The organism is Colwellia sp. M166 (assembly GCF_024585285.1).
GTDB lineage: Bacteria > Pseudomonadota > Gammaproteobacteria > Enterobacterales > Alteromonadaceae > Cognaticolwellia.
In genome coordinates this window covers 623,961-645,895 of sequence record NZ_CP040755.1, presented here as the reverse complement: position 1 = coordinate 645,895, position 21,935 = coordinate 623,961, and the positions used below count along the sequence as shown (strand labels likewise).

Genomic DNA, 21,935 nt, shown 5'->3' with positions numbered 1-21,935 from the left:
CCGCCGATTAATCTAAATTATCATACTCTTAACTGTAGTTAATCAAAATCTCATTCAAGCTTTAAGCGCTTATTCTGTTCTATCTGATAGTAATCTAACGATTATAATCAGCTTGAACGGTCACTCAAAAATCACTTGAACGACTGTTCATAGATCTTTATAGTAGAGGCAACGTTAAGAACCGACATTCCAGATCTAAACAATTGATAGGTTAAGTATGATTAAATTTTATTTTCACCCAACACCAAATCCAATGAAAGTTGCTCTGTGCTTAGAAGAGTTAGCCTTGCCTTACGAGTTGATACCTGTAGACACCTTAAAAGGGCAGCAACATACAGCTGAATATCGGGTAATGAATCCAAATGGTAAAGCACCAACAATTGTCGATAATGGCAAGAGAGTATTCGATTCTAATGCTATTTTAATGTACTTGTCTGAAAAAACAGGATTATTGGCAGGTAAAACAGAAGATCGTAGTGAAATGCTTTCATGGTTAATGTTTTTAGCTACAGGTTTAGCACCATTTTCTGGTCAATCAGTACATTTTAGACACGCAGCTCCTGAACAAGTACCTTATGCTATTAATCGCTACTTATTTGAAGCTAAACGCCATTATGAAGTGTTAGAAATACATCTGGAAGGGCGTGAATATATTGTCGGCGATGAATATTCAATTGCTGATATTTCTGCTTGGGGCTGGATTGATAAAGCAACCGTAGTGTTAGGTGAAGATGGTTTAGCAAGTTATCCAAATTTAAAACGTTGGTTTGAGAGTATTAATACTCGACCTGCAGTGGAAAAAGCACGAAACATTGCCAAAGATATAGCATTTAAATCAGATTTTGATGATGAAGCTGCCCGCGCACTTTATCCGCAAAACTTCACCGAATAAGCATAGAATTTTAGGACTCATAAAATGAAAGAACAATATACACCCCCTACAATATGGACTCATGACGCTGAAAGCGGTGGTAAATGGGCAAGTATTAATCGCCCAGTTTCTGGTGCTACACATACCAAAATACTCCCTGTTGGTGAACATGCTTTGCAGTTATACTCAATGGGTACACCCAATGGGCAAAAAATCACTATCATGTTAGAAGAACTACTTGCCCTTGGTAAATCTGCTGAATATGATGCCCATATGATTAAAATTACTGAAGGTGATCAGTTTTCATCAGGCTTTGTTGATATTAATCCTAACTCTAAAATTCCTGCTTTGGTTGATCATACCCCTGATGGCGCTGAGACTGTATTTGAATCTGCGTCAATTTTAGTTTATTTAGCCGAGAAATTTTCAGCCTTATTACCTGAAAAAAGTACTCAGCGTACACAAGTGATGAATTGGTTATTTTGGTTACACGGCTCTGCTCCTTATTTAGGGGGCGGTTTTGGCCATTTCTACGCTTATGCACCAGAAAAATTTGAATATGCTATTGATCGTTTTACCATGGAAACAAAACGCCAATTAGATGTATTGGACAAACAGTTAGCTAAGCATGAATTTATTGCCGGTGACGAATATAGCATTGCCGATATAGCCACTTGGCCTTGGTATGGTAATTTAATTTTAGGTAAGCTTTACGATGCAAAAGATTTTCTACAAGTTGCAGACTATAACCATATTCAACGTTGGGCTAAAGCTATGCTAGCTAGACCGGCTGTGCAACGTGGTTGCATTGTTAATCGAACCTGGGGAGAAGCTTGGGAACAGCTTGAAAATCGCCATAGCGCTGAAGATATCGATAACGTTTTAGCGCTTAAACCAGTTTAGGTGACGAGCAATAGCTTTAAATGATAAAATTAAAAATTGAGTAACATTATTGTTACTCAATTTTTATCATTTATTTATTATTAAGCAAGAGACTATTAAGTAGATATGAGTACGAAAGCAAAATTTGATCGCGCAGAGGTGATTGAAAAAGCCAAGAACCTTTATTGGGAAAAAGGCTATCACGCCACATCAATGAGAAACCTACAAGATGTTATCGATATGCGTCCTGGTAGCATTTATGCGGCTTTTGGAAGTAAAGATAACTTATTTAAAGAAGCTTTAAATTGTTACGCTCAAGAAAGCACTGAGCATCTTGCTAACTGCATTGCAGCAGAATCTAAAGTACTGGAAGGGCTTAAATTATTCATAAATAGCGTAGCAATATGCAATGGAGATTCAGCGCCAAATGGTATGTGCATGATCGTTAAAAGTATTGCAGAATTGACACAAAACGATAGTCCTGAGTTACTTGCCGTAGCAAAAACAATTTTAGTCAACGTAGAGGCGTCGTTTACTGATATATTTCGTCAAGCCATCAGTAACGGTGAAATCAAAACAGATAAAGATCCCGCAGAATTAGCCCGTTTTTTTCAAATTCAGCTTATTGGTTTGAAAACCTATGCGCAAATTGCAAATAATAGCTCAGTAATAGAAAAATTTATTGATGATATTTTTAATCAATTACAAGATTAACCATGATTTACATCTGTAGTGCCATTTAATTGCATTGGTAAAACTTATCATTATTATTTAACACTACCATCTAATAACGTTTACTGTGATCTCCGATAACGTTAGGTTTGCCATCAATAAATTAAGATCGCTTTGTGCGCATTGGTGCATAAACGAAATTAGAATAACTAACTCGCTTTTGCAGAAATTTAGAATAATAAAAAAGGCCTGCTTGCGCTTTCAAAGCCTGATACTGAACCATATAATGGTTGTTGAGTTAAAATAGTTTTTTTCCGCTAACTTTATCCGTTATGAAATAATAAACGAACTTGAGAAAAGTAAAATAACCTCAACGTTGTTATAATCCATGGCACCGCAACAGTTGATAATTTTGATATAATTCTTATATTTGAACCATCGATAGCATTTAAAACAGGAAAGTATTTAGTGGTTGAAAGTATTGTATTAATGTTTGAAAATATTGTCTTAGTGGTATTTTTTTCTTATTTATTTGTAGCCACCTATCTTTGTAGTCTCAGTTCTGGCAATCGCTTAAGTCATAAACTACTTGCAGCTTATTTACTGGTTGTAGTCATTGATTTGAGTAACATCATATTTAACGACTTTTACCAAGCATATCCCGATCTAGATATGCTCAGATATAATATTTCACTGTTTATGGGGCCTACTTTATACCTTTATGTTAAAGCAGCTATTTATGATGACTTTACATTAAAAATTAAACACTTACTGCACACCATTCCTTACTTCATAGCTTGTCTCGTGATGATACCCAATTTTTTCAGTGTAGATAATGCTTCAAAACAGCTTTGGTATGACAACTTCACTGATGTGCCTGAATTAACCTTTATTCATTTCATGACGTCTATACTACTGGGCTTTTACCTTTTTTTTATTTATAAACATATAATAAGGTATCGAAAATTTGTTGTAGAAAATTACTCTGATGCAGATAGATTAAACAAACGTTGGTTAACCCAACTGATATTTTTGTTTACTCTGATCTATCTCATAGGTTTAGGGAGAATGTATTTTAGGTTCTCTATTTACCAAAATTATGAATATGAAAGATTAGTGCAACTAATCATGATTATTTTGGCGTTATTGAGTATTTGTTGGATATTGTGGCAAGCACTGCATAAACCCAACCTATTTACCGGAGTAAGTTCAACCATAGAAGTTATTGATGAACTGGTTGCGAGCCAAGAAAACTCAAGTGATCCTACGATTAGTGTTATCGAAACTGAAAAATATGATGCGATTGTTTCAAGGTTAAGGGACTACATGCAGCTGCGCAAACCTTTTTTAGATCCCTCTTTGAGCGTAGAAACTTTGGCAGAACAAATTAATCTACCTAGCAGTGAACTTTCACTTACTATCAACAGAATCATTGGGCAACATTTTTTTGATTTCGTGAATTCTTATCGAATCAATTTAGCTGCCGAAATGCTGCTCACAGATGAGCAACAACAAAAAACGGTATTAGAGATCTTGTACGAGGTAGGGTTTAATTCAAAATCATCGTTCAATACCGCCTTTAAAAAACACCTTTTGATGACACCTTCTCAATATCGAAAATTACATTCATAAATTATCAAGAAGAATGAATTAATTTTCATTAATCGCTCTACCCCAATATAAATGTAAGGTCCGACTTTTTTAGTCGGTCGAATTCTCATGAGAACTACGCCATTATAGCCTTCAATGTTAACGCCATTTCGATTTAACGAAAGGTGGAACGATCGCCCAATAACGACTGCCTCCATGACTAAGTTAGGAGGGAAATATTTACTATTGGGTTTCATGTTTAGTATATAAAGGATAAAAAATGAGCAGGTCAATTGGTTATAATACAGCAAAGTTTATGAAAGCTAGTGTACTTTCACTAAGTCTATTAGTGGGGCTAACAAGTAGTTTGGTACAGGCCGACGAAATAGACGATTTTCTGCGTGCTGAAATGCTCGAAAGAAAAATTCCAGGTTTACAACTGGCTGTTGTTAAAAATGGAAAAATAATTAAAACCGCCAGTTATGGACTCGCTAACATTCAAGATGCTGTTGCGGTAGACGATGACACGGTATTTTCGATTAACTCAATTACTAAAGCATTTACCGGTGTCGCGGTAATGCAATTGGTTGAACAAGGTAAACTTGAACTATCAGCCAAAATCTCTAAATATTTAGCAGATTTACCCGTTGAGTGGCATAACGTCACAGTAAAACAGTTATTGACCCATACTTCAGGGCTTCCAGATATTATGAACGGTGACACGGGTAAGTTAATTTCTAATGAGGGTGCAAAGGCGTCATGGGAGTTGGTTAAACAACGACCGCTAGATTTTGCAGCCAATAGCCAGTTTAGTTATAACCAAACGAATTATTTGCTGATAGGTAAAATTATCGACAGTGTGAGTGGTCAAAATTTTATTGACTATATAACGCAAAATCAATTACGCAAAGCAGGCATGAAAAGAACTGAAGAAGCTGGTTTTTCAAACCTTCATGACGTTATAGCGCACTCGGCGCGTCGTTATACTTATTATTATGGAGCGGGGGAAATTGCTAACGTAAAAGCGATTGACTTCCCTGAGTTTCTTCGTACTGCGGCAGGCATGAGTTCTAGCGCTAAAGAAATTGCTACTTGGGTAATTGCCTTACAAAACGGAGAACTCTTAAGTAAGCCTTCAAGTATCGAGACTCTATGGACACCAGCGGTACTCACTAACGGTAAAACAAAAGGTTTTAATAATTTGTTAAATGGTTATGCATTAGGATGGCCTGTAGTTGCTAGGCATGAACATCCAGCTGTTGCGCCTTCAGGAGGGAATCGTGCCGCATTTTTTGTTTACCCAGAAGATGATCTGTCTATTGTGGTACTCACCAATTTAATGGGCGGCCTTCCATCACTCTTTATCGATGAAATTGCCGGTTTTTATATTCCTCAAATGAAAGCGGAAAATGGTTTTGGTTTGCCTCCTGCCATAAAAACACTCTGGAAGTCTTTAGAGTCAAAAGGATATGAACAGGCGGTTCAGGTTGTGAAAGAGTTGCAGAAGACTCATCAACTAAAGCTTGAAGAGGACGAGTTAAATACCTGGGGTTATAAACTGATTGAGCAAAAGAAGAAAAAACAAGCGCTAGCCATTTTTAAATTGAATACCTATCTGTTCCCCTTAAGTGCTAATACACACGATAGCTTGGCGGAAACTTATTGGTTGTTAGGTGATACAGATAAAGCAGTTGAGCATTATAAAAAAGTACTTGGGTTAAAGCCGGATAATAAATACGCTAAAAAACAATTAAAAAAGCTTAAAAAAACCTAAAAATGGAATGTTTCATTTTATACATCAAAGCAGTAATACGTAGAGAGTAAAGCTTTTTATAGTTCTTTGATATTATCTGTGGTTGAAGGTTTGTGGTATAGCGGTAATTTGGTAGGTGTTCTAAAGTTAATATTTGCCTTGAATTTAGCTTCTATTTAAAGACAAACAAGGATAACAGTGCTGTCATATCATTCAAATATGACAGCACTAAAATGAATTCTACCTGAACAAAGATTGCTCAAAACAGATTTGGTAAGTTGTCGGACTTTGCAAAACAAACAACAACATGTGCCAAATAACTCCATCATTTAGGGAGACGTTAGAGGTATAAAATCTAATCCGAATTAACTGTAATATCCAACCAGCTAATGACTATTTTAGGCTCCTTGTGACTGCTAGATATAGTGATTTTGTTTCGAAAATCATGACCGCTTGCTGCCCCTGAACTGTCGTTATAGTACTAAAATCTTAGGACTTCAAAGTGGCCAGAAGTTTACGTTAGCCGTTTTCAATTTATCCAAAGACAACAGTCCTAATAAGGCAGACATAACCTGGTATAGTTCGATGTCACTCGCTATCAGATGCAAAGGCAATTGAGTGGCAATGGTGCTAGAGGCTTTTCAATTAACCACAGTTTACATGAATAAATCAATGTGTTGTCAACATTAAGCCAAGCATTCCTAAAACAAATCCCAGTAAGGCACCCATGGGTGGTGCCCAATGTTTTTCTAACTTAACTTGTGGTGCTAAATCTTGGAAGATAGAGTAAAGAATACCACCAGAAGCAAACAACATAATCGCTGAGATAGCCTGCGGAAATTCTGACAGCCAAAAGTAGCCAGAAACACCAGAAATAGGGCCCAGTATCGCCATTAACGCAAACACCGTAATAATTTTTTTAGGTTTATACGCCGCGGTTGAATTTAATTCTCGATAAGCACTAAAACCTTCAGGTAAGTTTTGTAGGGCAATAAGGGCTGCCAGTAAATAGGCATTACTACTGCCAGTAGCAAAAGCAGCGCCAAGAGCAATAGATTCAGGAATAAAATCAGACAACATAGCTGCAAGTTGGCTAGCTGGTGTATTGATTTTTTTAAGAAAAATATCGAGCAGCATAAAACAAACAACACCTGAGAGAAACCAAATACTTGCCGATACTGGTTTAAGGTTAGCAATACCCTCCGGCACTAAAACCAAAGCGACAGCAGATAAAAGTGCACCACCACCAAAAGCGGTAATGCCATGTCTTAACTCGTCTTCAATCCACTGATTATCAATTTTTTCTAAGTACGCTAACACTGCCCCTAAAGCCATGGCTAAACCGGCAAGCAGGGAGCATGTGATAACAATTAATAAAGTGTTCATGTCTACATCCATCATGCGCTAATTATTTTCGACGGCAGTTAAAAATGGTTCTAATTCAGTAACACTGACCTTAAGCTTTTCAAGTGGTTACGTCAACAATGCCGGCAGAGAACTTTAAGCTCAACTGGAAGATAATGATTGGATTTATCTCAGTGAAACGCTCAATTCAATAGCCCATTCAATAACAATTATTTCGTGGGCTAAGTTAACGTTAATAAGCTTGTGAATAGCCAACTCAATATAGTTTCATGTCAATAAAGCAAATAATTGTAACGTGATGGCTGGGCAATATTTAATATTATTTTTGTGCTTTAAAAATTTCGTTTAATTTTCCTGCTAGACGAACGCCTGCTTTCGACAATTGCTGATTTAATAAAGGCGTGTTTTTGTAAGCGTATTGGTAGCCTATCTCCATGTCTTCTGGGAGGTTATATACATTTCCTCTAATAGATTTTGAGTCTTTAGCCCAATCTAGGTAATCCGACTTTTGCCAAGATTCTACAGTATCTTGAGGATAATTATTTAAAAATTCGGCATATTCGCTATATGACAGTTTTTGATGCGCTATCAATGATGTATCCCATACAGCATGAAGTCTGGTATCTTTTCCAAACCACTTAACGGTAATGTCATTGCCGCCACGGTCATCCCTGCGACCCACATGCAGCGGTTGATGTATATCACCAGTAAAATGAATAAAAAATGCCAATGCTTGCCACTTTTCTTCACGCGTAAGTGTCTTGTCTCTCAGTTGAAGTTCATAGTCAGATAAAGCTTTTAAAATATCGCCTTCTTTAGAACGAGTAAATCCATCAAAGGACTCATCATCATCGACAGAAACATAATGCCAAGGTTTTGCAAAGTCCCAGTGTTTATCTGAACGTATTTCATCAGGCCAAGTGGCTAATTTTGCTAAAGGATCACCATTAGTTATTTCCATAAGGGCAGCTTTAGCTTCAGGGGTTAAGTGTTCTTCTGCTATATCGGCAACAATACGGTGCCCATTTTGGCCAAGTGCTAATGTAGAAGTACTTAAAAATGATAGTAAGAGTATTGCACTGGCGTTAATTTTGTTTCTCATCTACAGAGTCCTAGAAGATATTATTTGTGCAGTAAGTACTAAAGCACATATTTACGGGGTAATTTACCTACTTTATCGTTAACTGACCATAACCATTGATAATATTTATTCATATATAAGTTAGATTGTAACTTTAAGCAGAGGTGATTATAAACAATGGTAAAGGTATAACCGCAGAACTTTATCTCGCTTACGGACAACTTATGAGTACGTGAATTTAGGCAATAAAAAAGCCTTGTAAAAACAAGGCTTTAATATTTTATATTTGGTCGGAGTAGCAAGATTCGAACTTGCGACCTCACGTCCCCCAGACGCACGCGCTACCAAGCTGCGCTATACCCCGAATGATAAGCTTAATGGGGATAAAAGCTTATCATTGTATAATAATGATTTACGCTTCAAATGCAATTAAAAAACACATTCTACTCGCTAAGCGACTAATTATTGTACGTTATTTCCTTGTTTACTGAATTGCTTGATAAAGTGCACGCCATCAATCATCAGTGGAAAGTCAGGTTTAGCGGTAATTGGCGCGGTAAGTTGAATAGAATAGCTTTGGAAATTACCATTTTGGTCAACAAACATTGACTTGTCTTTATTAAAAACGACGATGCCATTATCCATAGTATTAGCAATAATACGGTCATGACTTAACTCTTTAATATCGGTACCATTACTATAACTTTTAGCTTCAACATCACATGATAGCCAGCGCTTAATTAATGTCGGCTGTACATCCATGTGGCTAGTTAATTTGTCAATAGATCTGTTTTTACTTTCAGGTAAAACCAGTAGCGCTGGTTTAATGGATAAACTTGTGTCAAACGTATGATTGCCAATCGAGCTGATCCATAGAATATCTTTTTGCTGCTTCTTATTTTGCGCTGATATCAAGGCGTCTAAAAATAATTCAAACTGATAACTATTATTACCTTTAAAATAGAACAAATGTAAACCCGGTGCGTAGCTATTAAGTTTATCGGCAAATATCAAACTTGAAATGTCATCTAACTTTGTTTTCTCTGGAAATAATTTATCTGTTAGCGTGAATAAGCTCATGTCATTTACAGGTTGTTCGTTGCTACTTTCACCGACAACGGTAAATGATTTTGCTAAATCTTTCCTCGCCATAATTTGCAATAGCAAAGGTTGTGCTTGTTGTTCTGTTAGCGCTTTTTTATAGATACTTGGCAAACTATAAAACAGGTTAAACCAAGCCTCTTTTGGTAACGCGTTATCGACATGATTATCAAGCGAGAGCTTGCCTTGCTTGATTCTATGCTTAATTTTATCTAATTGCTTAACTTGCAATGTTTGATCTGATATCACCATAAAAACAGATTGTTTTAATGCGTTATCGCTCGGGCATTGCCCTTGGTAAGTCGGGTATTGAGGCACTGAATCCGTAAAGGCAAGTGGGCTGGTTCGGCGAGCAATATAGTCAACTTCATCGAACATGCCATATTTTGTTAATAGGGTTTTAGCGGTTGATGGGTATGACAACGGTAATACGGTATCTTGACGTAATACGTCATATTCAAGGTTAGCGTCAGCCCATATATGAACAATGTGACTTAAAAAGAAAAAGGCCACTAACGGGATAACAATGAACCTGGCAAAAATTGTTTTTTGTAATTCTTTTAAATGCTTCCATGCATAGTTTGAGGTGATTAGTTCAAAAGATAAAATCACCATGGTCAGTACTAAACTAACAAACCAAAATGCACGACTATTTTGCTGTATTTCATTACTAATAAGCTCAAGTATCGGGGCACTTGAAGAAATATTTAAATGGTAGCCTAATCGTGTGTAGATATATGCGTCGAGTAATAATAGTAATAACTCGGCGGTAAAAATGATAGAAGCGACAACCCGTATAAACCTCGTTCTTGGAAATAATAAGGTGATCGGGAACAAAATGAGTACAAAACTCATAAAAGTTAAAAACGCCATGTGGCTTAACCACGTCGTAACCAAATAGGTTTTACCTAATAAGGTGTCAGGCATCGACTCACTTAATATATAAATAGACGATAATAATATCGCAGCAATAATATTAAAAAAGGTGAACCAATGGCTCCAGCTAACTAACTGTAATAGGCGCTTACTATAGGGTTTTGATTCAAATGAAACCATTGCGTCGTTTAATTCTCTTATTATTGTTTGTCATTGTCGCTTTCAAGTTATACGTTTTATTTAGATTTTTGTATAGATTGTTTTAATGCACCGGCAAAATTGTTTACTATAACTTCACGTTGCTCTTCTGGAATATTATTTATAATAATTTCTGTCAGGGTATTTCCTAGGCACATCAGCGCTAGATCAGGGGTTGCAGACTCTTTTACGAGTACATTATGCAAATCTTTAATAATTTTTTCTACACGTTCGTTGGAATACTTGGATACAATAGGCATCTTAAACACTTAATGGTAATTTAATAAACAGACTTAAGTTTATCAAATGCCCGAACAATATAATACTGACCTTTATCTATGAGTTTAATAATTTCGAACATTGCACTGCATTTTTTATCAAAAAAAGAAGAAACTGGTGAAGTTTTACTCAGGTTAGGTCCTGAAGATGTCGCCGCAAGCAGCAAAATTGAAAGTTTTGTTGATGCCTTACATAAAATTTACAACAGTAAAGGCAGTAAAGCATATGGACATTTTTCTTCCATGCCAGCTGAGGGCGATAGCGCTCGTTTTGTTGACATTATGGAAAGCTACTTGGGCGATGTACATAGTTTTCACCAATTTAGCAGCCAAGCAGCAAATTTACTTAAAAACGAATTAGAAAAATACGATCTTGCTGAAACTGGCTATTTAATTGTTTGTCATTACGAGTATATGGGAGGCCGTTATTTACTAGCCGCTATTATTCCAATTTCAGAGCATTACTCTGTTGACGGTGAATTAAATATTTCTGCCGATCAACATTTAGACACCAGTAAATTACAGCTAGCCGCTCGTATAGACTTGTTTGATTATCAAGATAATGCTGAAGGTAATCGTTATATTTCTTTTATTAAAGGCCGTGCGGGACGTAAAGTTTCTGACTTTTTCTTAGACTTTTTAAGTTGTGAAGAAGGTTTAAACGCAAAAGAGCAAACGCAAACATTAGTACAAGCAGTAGAAGACTTTGTTGCGGTTAATCAATTTGACGCTGATGAAAAACAACAAACGCGAAAAGAGTTATTAACTTACTGTAAAGAGCAAAAAGAGTCAGCCCAAGATGTATCGTTACAAGAACTTGGCAATGTCATCAAAACTGAAGAAAATGGCCAAGATTTTTATAAATTTTGCCAAGAGCAATCATACCCAATTGAGGAGTCATTCCCTCATGATCAAGCTGTTGTTAACAAAGTCACGAAATATTCAGGATACGGTAATGGTATCAGCTTAAGTTTTGAGCGCAGCCATTTGGGTCAAGATGTAGTTTATAACCAAGCTAACGAAAGTATTACTATATTTAAAGTACCACCAAACTTAAAAGCCCAGTTACTTGCCTTATTAGAAAACAACGCGAAACAAAATCAGCCAGCAACAATGGCAGTAGAGTCTAGTAACGAAGACTCAGAAAATGACTTTTAGCACTAAGCTAATATGCTAGCGCAGTAAAACACAAATATACGGCCTGAAAATGGCTGTAGAACGCAAAGAATTAATAGGAAATAAAATGACGACTATCACAATCACACGTCCAGACGATTGGCATGTACATTTGCGCGATGGCGCCGCTTTAACTAACACCGTAGCTGATATTAGCCGCTATTTTGGCCGTGCGATTGTCATGCCAAATTTAGTGCCGCCAGTAACCAATGCTGAACTTGCAATGCAATATCACCAACGCATTATGGCCGCTAAGCCAAGCGCTCAATTCCAGCCGTTAATGGTGTTGTACTTAACAGACCAAACAACAGCTGAAGATATTAAAGCGGCAAAAGCATCAGGTATAGTTTATGCCGCAAAGCTATATCCAGCAGGTGCAACAACCAATTCATCTTCTGGTGTTACCAATGTAGATAACATTGCCTCAGTATTAGCAGCAATGGAAGAAGTGAATATGCCACTGTTGGTACACGGTGAAGTCACTGATCACGATATCGACATATTCGATCGTGAAGCGGTGTTTATCGATAGTATATTACGTCCATTAGTTGCAAAGTATCCAACACTGAAAATAGTGTTAGAGCATATCACCACTAAAAATGCCGTTGATTTCGTTAAAGCAGCAGGTGATAACGTTGCAGCAACAATTACTGTTCATCATTTATTATTCAACCGTAACCACATGTTGGTTGGCGGTATACGCCCACATTTTTATTGCTTGCCAATACTCAAGCGTAATATTCATCAACATGCACTTATTGAAGCTGCTACAAGTGGTAGTGCTAAGTTTTTCTTAGGTACAGATTCCGCACCACATCCACAAAATGCCAAAGAATCAGCTTGTGGCTGCGCGGGTGCTTATACTGCACATGCGGCAATTGAACTCTATGCCGAAGCCTTTGAACAAGCCGGTGCGCTTGATAAATTAGAAGCATTTGCAAGCTTAAATGGTCCTAATTTTTATAACTTACCCATTAACGACGATAAAATTACTTTAGAAAAAGTGTCATGGCCTGTACCTGCTACTATGGCATTTGGTGACGATGTTGTTGTGCCTATTCGAGCAAGCGAAAGCATTGCTTGGCAAGTAAAGTTGTAGGAGATTATAAATGCAGTTATTTGTAAATGACTTGACCGTTATCGACTTTTCTTATTGTTGTACTGAGCGCGGTATTGTTGGTGAAAGCTGGATAGTTGATGTGTTGCTTGATGGTAGTTTAAATGAAATGAGCATGGTGCTTGATTTCGCTGTCGTTAAAAAGCAAATCAAGGCCATTATTGATGATGCCGTTGATCATAAGTTATTGCTACCTATGTTAGATAAAGCCATAACCGTTAGCGATTCAACTTATCGTGAAGGTCATGAATTTGTTGATTTTAAATCCAAGCAGGGCAGTTACAATTTACAGTCACCTCGCTGTGCATTTGCTAAAATTTCATCTGATAAAATTGATATAGCATCGGTAACAAGCTACTTAACCGAAATTATTCTTGAGCAATTACCAAAAAATGTTCAAGGGTTAACCTTAAATTTACGTGCTGAAAACATTGATGGCGCTTTTTATCATTACACGCATGGGTTAAAACTTCATGATGGTAATTGTCAACGTATAGCTCATGGTCATCGTTCAAAAATTCATATTTATCAAAATGGTCAACGCTCAGCAGATCTAGAGGCAGCATGGAGCTTACGTTGGAACGATATTTATTTAGCGAGCGAGGCTGATCGCATCGCTTTAGCTGATATTGAATTGTCTGCTAACGCCACTGAAAACTTAAGTGCTGATCAGCAATTGTTTTCTTATTTTGCGCCACAAGGTCGATTTGATATTGCCGTACCGAGTAATGTTTTAGATGTTGTTGATTGCGATTCTACGGTGGAATTATTAGCTGACTTCATTCTACGACAGCTAAAACAGCAATCACCAGATAACGAATTCAAAGTGGTTGCCTTTGAAGGTGTAGCAAAAGGAGCTATTGCTAATGGCTAAGTTACCTGCGCTATTCATTGTATTTACCTTGATGTTGGGGCTAACTAAAACGCATGTTGCCAGTGCAAAAACACAATTAACGGAGCAATTTTTTCAAGGTGCATTAATTGTTGGTAAAACAGCGCCTGAAAATAGAGTGATGTTAAATGGTAAAGCCATCAAAGTATCTGCTTCAGGTGACTATGCATTAGGTTTTAGCCGTGATGAAAAAAATAATAGCGTACTAACGATTACTAGCCCAAGCGGTGAAATTGAAAAGCGTACTTTAAAACCCTTAAAGCGTGAGTACAATATTCAACGAATTGAAGGCATTGCAAAGAAAATTATGAATCCCAACAAAAAAGCGAATATTCGTGTTGGCGAAGATAATAAAAAGATCAAAGCAGCGCGTACCATAGATAGTAACTTAACGGCTTTTGCACAAGGGTTTATTGCCCCCATTGAAGGCACTATTACTGGCGTTTATGGCAGTCAACGTTACTATAATGGCGTGCCTAAGTGGCCACATTACGGCTTAGATTATGCCGGTAATACCGGTGACCCTGTGAAAGCACCTGCTGATGGTGTTGTACTTATGTATGTGCCTGATATGTTTTATTCTGGTGGCACGATGATCATAGATCACGGCCATGGCGTCAGTTCAACATTTTTGCATTTGAGTGATGCTTATGTAAACGTTGGCGATAAAGTGGTCAAGGGACAACTTGTTGCTGCGGTTGGCTCAAGTGGTAGAGCCACAGGTCCACACTTAGATTGGCGGATAAATTGGTTTGATGTCAGATTAGATCCGGCATTGGTTTTAAAACTAACGCCTTTAAAATAAAAGTTATTTAAATTTACCAAGGCGATAAAAGGAAATGATGTAAACCATAGATGAAAAATATCCTCATCGCCTTTTGTTTAATGCTTAACTTCACCAGCCACGCGAAGGAAATATGACATTATTATTGTAGCGACACATTGATGGTTATCTTGTTGAAACTACATTGATTTTAGCGTGTATCTGACTACGCTTATTTGTTAATTTAAAGCTGAATGTATATTAAGTATTTAAATATTAAATTTTTTTGTGATAAATCAAGACGAATAATTAATTAATCTCAAACAGCTCCAAGCTGCTAAAAAATAAGAACAAGGATAGTTAAATGCAACCCGTAAAAGTTAATGGTTTTCAATTAACCGGTTACTCAGTTCGAACCTCCAACCTAGATGAAATGCAGCCGGAAACAGCTAAAATTGGTGATCTATGGGCACAGTTTTATAGTCAACAAGGTAGCAAGTTAACCGAGCGATCAAATGTTTATGGTGTGTACACTGATTACGACTCAGATTTTAGTGGCGATTATCGTGTTTTTGCCGCTACAGATACATCAATCAATGATGATCAATTAAGCTCGTTAAGCATAGCGGCTGGCTTATATTATGTCTTTTCAGCACAAGGCGAACTACCAAACGCTATCATCGAGTTGTGGGGACATATTTGGGAGTATTTCAGTAATGAAGATACTCATTACCAACGTGCTTATACCGCAGATTTTGAGCATTTTAAAAGCCCATCTTCATTTGATATCTATATCGCAGTAAAAGAAAAGTAGTACGGTAATTAACGTTATTCTTAGTGCTGATATTTTTCAACATATATTTACTATCACTAGAGCTGAGTAATAAAAAGACATTTATGGTAGGCCAATATTCAAATCAAATTAAAACTGGCCAGTGGTATCATGGGCCCAATAATGTCGAGCACAGCGCTAAGTTTGAACAAGCAACCGATGAAATTGAAATATGGTTTCATTGTGATGAATAACCTAATCGCATGTGTATTAAATCGAAATAAGTCATGAACATTACAGCACAAACTGCTTGGTAAGAAAGATAACGGTCATGATATTAATCCATCAAAAGTAACAGTAATGCTATGTTTTTATTTATTTTTACCTTATATTTCATTATCGAAAATAATATATTGTCGGTTTAGCGTTAATCACATGCAGACATATTTGACTAATAAAAAGGGCATAGCATGAGTACAACAGTTTTTTGCCGTTATTGTGGTGATCACATCATTGATAGCGCTAAAGATTGCCAACATTGTGGCGCAGAGCAACACTTACCCAGTGCTTTTGGCGGTGTTGCCAGTAAAAACGCACAAGGCTTGTTCGCCTTTATCTATTGTTTATTACTCGGTGTATTTGGCGTTCATCGTTTCGTTTATGGTAAAAAGCGGAGCGGGGTTTTTATGTTATTTACCTTGGGCGGTTTGGGGGTTTGGTGGGTTGCAGATTTAATTACCATACTCGCTGGACGCTTTGAAGATGCGGATGGCAACATCTTAAGTCCAATATTTTAATCTTATTGAAGCTATAACACATGATAAGCGTTAATGAATTTAACTAAACAAGCAGCAAAGACTGCGAAGGGAACATTATGAAAAAATTATCATTAGTACTATTCACCGTATTGTTAACAACAGCTTGTGCGCCAGAAGTAGGTAGTGACGATTGGTGCAAACAATTAAAAGACAAACCAAAAGGTGATTGGACAGCAACAGAAGCCAAAGATTTTACTAAACATTGTATTTTTTAATTTGCTGTCATCGGTTAAACCATACCTAACCGATATAAGCTTACTTAAACCGATAACATGCTAGCTGTGTTATCGGTTTTTTTGTAATTTGTGTAGCTAAATTTAGTGTCATAAATATAATATGTCGTTAAATATTGCTACTTTGTTGTCGAGACTTTCCGTGTACCCATTAAATTATATCGAACCTGTATTTCGCCCGCCCAGTGAGTGGAAAAGCTTAATATTACAAGTGACTAACGGTTGTTCGTGGAATCAATGCACCTTCTGTGACATGTATACCAACGACAATAAAAAATTTAAACCCAAGAAGCCCGAGATTATTGAGCAAGAATTATTAACCATAGTGGCATCTAAGTTGCCAGTGGGCAGGGTATTTTTGGCTGATGGTGATGCAATGATGCTACCCTTTAAGCGCTTAAAAGATATTCTTTTATTGATCAAAAAGCATTTACCTCAAGTAACCCGTGTATCGAGTTATTGTTTACCACGTAATTTAGGTAACAAAACGGTTGAACAATTAGCTGAGTTGAAATCTTTAGGCTTAACACTCATGTATATCGGTTGTGAAAGTGGCGACGATGAAGTGCTAACGTTAATTGAAAAGGGTGAGAGTTTTGACAGCTCTTTAGCCGCACTGACTAAAATAAAACAAGCCGGTATTAAATCATCGGTAATGATTTTAAACGGTCTGGGTGGCCCCGAACTTTTGCAACAACATGCGATAAATTCAGCCAAATTAATGAATGCTGCGCAGCCTGATTTTTTATCCACTTTAGTGGTATCTTTTCCCTTAGGTGAAGAGCGTTTTGCCAAAAATTTTAACGGCCGTTTCAGACAGTTAAATCAACAAGAATTATTTCAAGAAATGGCAACCTTATTAACGACTTTAACCTTAGATAAAACCATTTTCCGCTCTGATCACGCATCTAATTACTTGGTGCTAAAAGGTATTTTAGGTAAAGACAAGCAAGCCTTACTCGATAAAGTAAATATGGCAATTACTCAACCGCAAGCAATTCCGCTCAGACAAGAGTGGCAAAGGGGTTTGTAGAAATTAGTGACGCTGTCAGTACATAATAAAAACGATTACGCGTTACTTTTTGTAGTGATAATTTGCTGTATTTTAGGCTTAGATAACAATAAGAAAATCACCGTAGACAATATTGCAGAGCCAAATATCATACACATTACAATTATTTGATATCTGGCCGCAATTAATGGTGAAACACCAGATAAAATTTGCCCTGTCATCATGCCAGGAATTGACACTAAACCAACAGCAAATAAAGAATTTATAACCGGAATAGTTGCTGCATTTAGCGCATGTTTTCGGGCTAATGAATACGGGGTTTTATTGTCAATTTCAGAAAACATTCGCTCAGCACTTAAACTGATACTGTTCATCGCTGTAGCAAATATCATCCCCGCCAATGGAATAATTACTTGCGGTTGATACCAAGGCGTTATTGATAATGCTCCTTGGCTGATCACAACTAAAGTAAAGCCACCACCACATAAAATGGCAACAAATCCCTGTTTGAATAACAACATGCGGTATTCATTTAATGTTCGTAATGCTATCCAACATGAAATAGTCACCATCGCAAATAAAATAGCGACAATTAGCCCAGCATTATCAGAATAAAAAATATAGCTCAGCACATAACCTATCAGCAATAACTGCACTAGCATACGCGAAAGGGCATAACTGGCTTGTTTTACATCTAATGACCATAGATACAAAAAAATAATCGCGATCAGCACCGGGATAAAAGCAATAGAAAGATCAAGTAAACTGATCACTTGCAGTGTGTCATTCATCAGCAAAAGTAATAATTAGATAAGGGTAAACTATTATTTATTATTTTTATGACAGGAGATAGAGCTTCGCGCATCACTTTTGCTAAAAAAGGTAATTATATTCCCATTACAGCCAAGCATAGTGTATAAACGTTGGCTGAACAGCCTTGATAATTTGCTATTTCAAATAAGGACACATGCGTGTACAAAATCGTTAAAAACATACTGCCTTGGCTATTGCCGCTTATCGCTATGATGAGTTCCTTATCGGTATCGGCACATGGTGTAGATGAAGTAACTCGACAATTTTTAGAAGCAAATCAAGGTGTTGCCATCATACCATTTATGTATATTGGTGCTAAACATATGCTAACAGGCTATGATCACTTATTGTTTCTTGTTGGTGTGATATTTTTTCTGTTTCGCGGCCGAGATATTTTGCTTTATGTAAGCTTATTTACCCTTGGACACAGCTTAACTTTACTCTTTGGCGTACTTAGCCATATTAACATTAACCCTTATATCATCGACGCTATCATTGGCCTGTCAGTGGTTTATAAAGGTTTTGATAACTTAGGTGGCTTTCAGCGCGTATTTCACTACCAACCCAATACAAAAATTGCCGTGATTGTTTTCGGTTTGTTCCACGGCTTTGGCTTAGCCACTAAAATACAAGAGTTTCAATTACCGAGTAATGGTTTAGTCAGTAACATTATTTCATTCAATATAGGTGTTGAACTAGGCCAGTTTATAGCGCTAGCCATAGTGTTAATAATATTAAGTTTTTGGCGCAGGCATAAAAGCTATTTACACTTTGCAACGCTAACAAATACCGCATTAATGAGTGCCGGTTTTATGCTAATAGGCCTACAGCTTACTGGCTACTTAATCACTTAGCGCAGCAATAAGTAAAATAATTCTGATAAATTCGGCAAAACTAAAACTTGCCCCAACATATGAAGTAAATTTGGATAGAAAATGAATGAATTTAAAGTTCCTGTACATAGCACACGCACGTTAACCAAAGCAGGCATGATGGCAATTATTGTTGCTATTGTTTTACTTATTACCTGTATTTTACCGGCAGAATATAACATTGACCCAACAGGTATTGGCAAAGCGCTAGGCTTAACGGCTATTGCTCAAGCCTCTGAAAAGTCGCCAAGCTTAGTGGTTGATCACGGTCAGCAAATTCATGTATTACGTAACGACAGTATTGATATTGTGATCCCCGCAGATAAGGGCTTAGAATATAAATTCTATATGGAAAAATATGCTCATTTAGAATATGAGTGGAAAACCGATGGCGAAGTGCTTTATTTTGATTTTCACGGCGAGCCAGAAGGCGACACCACAGGCTATTTTGAAAGTTACTCCATTACAACTTCAAACAACATGAAAGGTTCATTAACCACACCTTTCAAAGGCGTGCATGGTTGGTATTGGAAAAACCGCAGCCAGCAACCAATAACCGTATCGTTAACAACGAAAGGTTACTACCTTATTAAAGGCTAATTGCCAAAATACTAGCAACAAAAAGCCGCTAACAGTATGTTTAGCGGCTTTGTTCATTCTGATGGTTAATTAGCTTTGCCTAGGTTGATAAATTATGGCGACAAACTATAGCTTTAGCTTTTATCATTTGTTGGTTTTTCAGGTTCTTGGTTAAAAACATTACGACAATCATTAGCTTCCTGGCAATCAACGCGCTCATTTAAGCTTGGATCATGTACTGGTACTTCTTCAGCATATACGCCTTTGCTGCGCCATTTACCGCTATTCCAACGTTTAAAAGCAATAATGCCGCGTATACATTCATCTAAACTTGTTGCTATCCAAATTCCTACCAGGCCATAAGCATAATGTAGCCCTAATAGCCAAGCTAACGGCAGGGCAATAAACCACATTAAAACAAAGCCAACAATTGACACGTAACGCGCATCACCTGAAGCACGTAAAGACGAACCAACAATTAAATTAAAACTTCTACCAAACTCGCCCATAATGGCCACTAGCAGTATTAACTTACCTAACGCCCAAATATCAACATTCTCGGTAAATAGCGCAAATAGCTGATCTGAGAAAGCTAATAAAGTGAAGACAAAAAAACATCGCGCCAACAACGCCAAGTTTTAACCCCAGTATTAGCTGCTTGTGCGCATCATCAAAACGTTTAGCGCCAATATAATGCGCCACTTTTATTTGCACACCCGCACTAACGGCAAAACCGTAAAGAATAGCGGTAAAAAGCAAGTTAAAGCTATAAATGCGCGTTGCTAATGCTAGCTCACCCATAGTGACGATCATCACAGTCATTAAAATTTGCGTTAATTGCCACGACATTGGCTCTAGCACTGACGGCATGGATATTTTTAAAATAGGCGCACTGTCTTTCTTAAATAAACTCCAGCTTTTAGGAAGCGCAACGTTGATTTTTAAATGCCTGATAATAATCACTAAGGTGAAACATAAGCTTACCGCCCACGCGATAACTGACGCATAAGCAACACCTTGTACACCTAAAGCAGGAAAACCAAACTTGCCATCAATTAATAAATAGTTAAAAACAATATTTACTACGGTCATAACGAACGTTGACCACATGTTCCAATGCGTTTTACCTTGCGACGTTAAAATGGCAGCGGCAGCGAACCTAATGGCTAATATCCATGTTCCCATACCAATGGTTTTTAAATAGATACTAGCCATATCAGCCATACTGTCATTTAACCCCATCCACTGTGCAAAAGTAGGGGCAAATGAAAACATCATTACGGTTAAGAACATACCGCCAAATAGAAGAATAACAAACAAAGCGCCATAGGTAGTGGCTAGCTTTTTATGATCACCAGCGCCAATTCGTTGCGAAGCAACACTACTGCCACCTTGATGCAATGTACTATAAAGTGCGAAGGCAATACCTAATATCGGCATAACAGCACCCACAGATGCGGCAGCCGAATCAGAAATACGACTTAAAAACCAAGCATCAGTAACATTGATCATGAAAATGAAAAATAAATCGATAAAAATAGGCCAAGTTAAACTCAGCAGACTACGATCAGCAACAGATTGGTTAGTTTTTGGCACAACACCTCCTAGTAAATATGCAGTAGCATAGTATACCAGTTGCCGTGATAAATACGGATCGTTACGATTGTTACAAATCGTACGTTTTAAAAATGAACAAATAAACATCGAAAGGGCAGTTAAAATCTGATATTTGATGAATTATTCAGCACTTGGCACAAAAAATTAAATAAAATGCAAAATAAGCGCAATTAGCACTTTACAAAAGCGCCTCAGGTATTTAATATTCGCCTCGTTCTGAAGCAGCAATGCTTTAGAGTTCAGGTGAGATGGCTGAGTGGTCGAAAGCACCGGTCTTGAAAACCGGCAAGGGTTTGTAGCCCTTCTAGAGTTCAAATCTCTATCTCACCGCCACATTAAGAGAAGCCCGTTAATCGCAAGATTGACGGGCTTTTTGCTATCTGAACGTTTATTTTAGTAATGGGTTTGTAGCGCTAGACCTTCGCGTAGAGTTCAAAGCTCTATCTCATCGCCAAATTAAGAGAAGGCGCTAATCGAAAGGTTAGCGCCTTTTTGCTATTTGAATGCAAATAAAGCTACGAGGGTTTGTAGCGCTAAACCTTCGAGAAGAGTTTAAAGCTCTATCTCATCGCCAGATTAAGAGAAGCCCTTTATTCGTAAGATT

General features: G+C 37.3%; 23 protein-coding genes and 2 tRNA genes. 17 read left to right on the top strand and 8 right to left on the bottom strand.

The window, feature by feature from the left end; all coding sequences use genetic code 11:
- The first annotated feature begins 217 nt into the window (after positions 1–217).
- The 5 genes from FGD67_RS02985 to FGD67_RS02965 all read left to right on the top strand — a co-directional run bounded on the left by FGD67_RS02985 (position 218) and on the right by FGD67_RS02965 (position 5,789).
- Positions 218–892, top strand: a complete 675-nt coding sequence (locus FGD67_RS02985; RefSeq protein ID WP_257173628.1) for a glutathione S-transferase family protein — start codon at positions 218–220, stop codon at positions 890–892.
- A gap of 24 nt (positions 893–916) precedes the next feature.
- Positions 917–1,774 (top strand): glutathione-dependent disulfide-bond oxidoreductase, encoded by an 858-nt coding sequence (gene yghU / locus FGD67_RS02980; RefSeq protein WP_257173627.1) that lies wholly within the window; start codon positions 917–919, stop codon positions 1,772–1,774.
- Between the two features lie 105 nt (positions 1,775–1,879).
- Positions 1,880–2,467, top strand: a complete 588-nt coding sequence (locus FGD67_RS02975; protein WP_257173626.1) for a TetR/AcrR family transcriptional regulator — start codon at positions 1,880–1,882, stop codon at positions 2,465–2,467.
- A 447-nt stretch (positions 2,468–2,914) separates the two neighbouring features.
- Positions 2,915–4,057: an AraC family transcriptional regulator gene (locus FGD67_RS02970; protein ID WP_257173625.1), complete on the top strand. Its 1,143-nt coding sequence runs from the start codon at positions 2,915–2,917 to the stop codon at positions 4,055–4,057.
- Between the two features lie 238 nt (positions 4,058–4,295).
- Complete coding sequence (locus FGD67_RS02965; protein WP_257173624.1) at positions 4,296–5,789, top strand: serine hydrolase; 1,494 nt, start codon at positions 4,296–4,298, stop codon at positions 5,787–5,789.
- A 648-nt stretch (positions 5,790–6,437) separates the two neighbouring features.
- Here the strand turns inward: FGD67_RS02965 and FGD67_RS02960 are convergent.
- The 5 genes from FGD67_RS02960 to FGD67_RS02940 all read right to left on the bottom strand — a co-directional run bounded on the left by FGD67_RS02960 (position 6,438) and on the right by FGD67_RS02940 (position 10,649).
- Positions 6,438–7,154, bottom strand: coding sequence for a ZIP family metal transporter (locus tag FGD67_RS02960; RefSeq protein ID WP_257173623.1), 717 nt, complete (start codon positions 7,152–7,154; stop codon positions 6,438–6,440).
- Positions 7,155–7,452: 298 nt separating this feature from the next.
- Complete coding sequence (locus tag FGD67_RS02955; protein ID WP_257173622.1) at positions 7,453–8,235, bottom strand: S1/P1 nuclease; 783 nt, start codon at positions 8,233–8,235, stop codon at positions 7,453–7,455.
- Between the two features lie 266 nt (positions 8,236–8,501).
- Positions 8,502–8,578 (bottom strand) — tRNA-Pro (locus tag FGD67_RS02950).
- Positions 8,579–8,676: 98 nt separating this feature from the next.
- Positions 8,677–10,371 (bottom strand): DUF3413 domain-containing protein, encoded by a 1,695-nt coding sequence (locus FGD67_RS02945; RefSeq protein WP_257173621.1) that lies wholly within the window; start codon positions 10,369–10,371, stop codon positions 8,677–8,679.
- Positions 10,372–10,427: 56 nt separating this feature from the next.
- Positions 10,428–10,649, bottom strand: a complete 222-nt coding sequence (locus FGD67_RS02940; protein WP_257173620.1) for a DUF1414 domain-containing protein — start codon at positions 10,647–10,649, stop codon at positions 10,428–10,430.
- A 78-nt stretch (positions 10,650–10,727) separates the two neighbouring features.
- Between FGD67_RS02940 and yejK the strand changes: the two genes are divergently transcribed.
- The 9 genes from yejK to FGD67_RS02895 all read left to right on the top strand — a co-directional run bounded on the left by yejK (position 10,728) and on the right by FGD67_RS02895 (position 17,471).
- Positions 10,728–11,825 (top strand): nucleoid-associated protein YejK, encoded by a 1,098-nt coding sequence (gene yejK, locus FGD67_RS02935; protein WP_257173619.1) that lies wholly within the window; start codon positions 10,728–10,730, stop codon positions 11,823–11,825.
- An 85-nt stretch (positions 11,826–11,910) separates the two neighbouring features.
- Entirely contained in the window at positions 11,911–12,942 is a 1,032-nt protein-coding gene (gene pyrC, locus FGD67_RS02930) for a dihydroorotase (protein ID WP_257173618.1), read from the top strand.
- Between the two features lie 10 nt (positions 12,943–12,952).
- Positions 12,953–13,834, top strand: a complete 882-nt coding sequence (locus FGD67_RS02925) for a 6-carboxytetrahydropterin synthase (protein ID WP_257173617.1) — start codon at positions 12,953–12,955, stop codon at positions 13,832–13,834.
- Positions 13,827–14,657 (top strand): M23 family metallopeptidase, encoded by an 831-nt coding sequence (locus FGD67_RS02920; RefSeq protein ID WP_257173616.1) that lies wholly within the window; start codon positions 13,827–13,829, stop codon positions 14,655–14,657. Before FGD67_RS02925 ends, FGD67_RS02920 begins: the two co-directional genes overlap by 8 nt.
- 322 nt (positions 14,658–14,979) lie before the next feature.
- The gene (locus FGD67_RS02915; RefSeq protein WP_257173615.1) at positions 14,980–15,429 is read left to right on the top strand and encodes a GyrI-like domain-containing protein; all 450 of its coding nucleotides are present in this window, start codon (positions 14,980–14,982) and stop codon (positions 15,427–15,429) included.
- Positions 15,430–15,512: 83 nt separating this feature from the next.
- Positions 15,513–15,641 carry a hypothetical protein gene (locus FGD67_RS02910; RefSeq protein WP_257173614.1) on the top strand — a complete coding sequence of 43 codons (129 nt, stop codon included), beginning with the start codon at positions 15,513–15,515 and terminating at the stop codon, positions 15,639–15,641.
- Between the two features lie 216 nt (positions 15,642–15,857).
- Entirely contained in the window at positions 15,858–16,184 is a 327-nt protein-coding gene (locus FGD67_RS02905) for a TM2 domain-containing protein (protein WP_143323511.1), read from the top strand.
- 77 nt (positions 16,185–16,261) lie between these two features.
- The gene (locus FGD67_RS02900; protein WP_077285903.1) at positions 16,262–16,420 is read left to right on the top strand and encodes a DUF3012 domain-containing protein; all 159 of its coding nucleotides are present in this window, start codon (positions 16,262–16,264) and stop codon (positions 16,418–16,420) included.
- A 121-nt stretch (positions 16,421–16,541) separates the two neighbouring features.
- Entirely contained in the window at positions 16,542–17,471 is a 930-nt protein-coding gene (locus FGD67_RS02895) for a radical SAM protein (RefSeq protein ID WP_257173613.1), read from the top strand.
- Between the two features lie 35 nt (positions 17,472–17,506).
- On the opposite strand, the gene FGD67_RS02890 is transcribed toward FGD67_RS02895, so the two are convergent.
- A complete protein-coding gene (locus FGD67_RS02890; RefSeq protein ID WP_257173612.1) occupies positions 17,507–18,241 on the bottom strand; it encodes an ABC transporter permease in 735 nt (244 codons plus the stop codon).
- A gap of 231 nt (positions 18,242–18,472) precedes the next feature.
- Here FGD67_RS02890 and FGD67_RS02885 point away from each other — a divergent pair, with 231 nt between their 5' ends.
- Positions 18,473–19,117 carry a HupE/UreJ family protein gene (locus FGD67_RS02885; protein ID WP_257175056.1) on the top strand — a complete coding sequence of 215 codons (645 nt, stop codon included), beginning with the start codon at positions 18,473–18,475 and terminating at the stop codon, positions 19,115–19,117.
- An 81-nt stretch (positions 19,118–19,198) separates the two neighbouring features.
- Positions 19,199–19,735 carry a hypothetical protein gene (locus tag FGD67_RS02880; RefSeq protein ID WP_257173611.1) on the top strand — a complete coding sequence of 179 codons (537 nt, stop codon included), beginning with the start codon at positions 19,199–19,201 and terminating at the stop codon, positions 19,733–19,735.
- Positions 19,736–19,848: 113 nt separating this feature from the next.
- Here the strand turns inward: FGD67_RS02880 and FGD67_RS02875 are convergent, their stop codons facing one another.
- Together FGD67_RS02875 and FGD67_RS02870 are read right to left on the bottom strand one after the other, a co-directional pair.
- Positions 19,849–20,340 carry an MATE family efflux transporter gene (locus tag FGD67_RS02875; protein ID WP_257175055.1) on the bottom strand — a complete coding sequence of 164 codons (492 nt, stop codon included), beginning with the start codon at positions 20,338–20,340 and terminating at the stop codon, positions 19,849–19,851.
- Entirely contained in the window at positions 20,264–21,310 is a 1,047-nt protein-coding gene (locus FGD67_RS02870; RefSeq protein ID WP_257173610.1) for an MATE family efflux transporter, read from the bottom strand. Before FGD67_RS02870 ends, FGD67_RS02875 begins: the two co-directional genes overlap by 77 nt.
- 263 nt (positions 21,311–21,573) lie before the next feature.
- Here FGD67_RS02870 and FGD67_RS02865 point away from each other — a divergent pair.
- Positions 21,574–21,664 (top strand) — tRNA-Ser (locus FGD67_RS02865).
- The last annotated feature ends 271 nt before the right edge of the window (positions 21,665–21,935 follow it).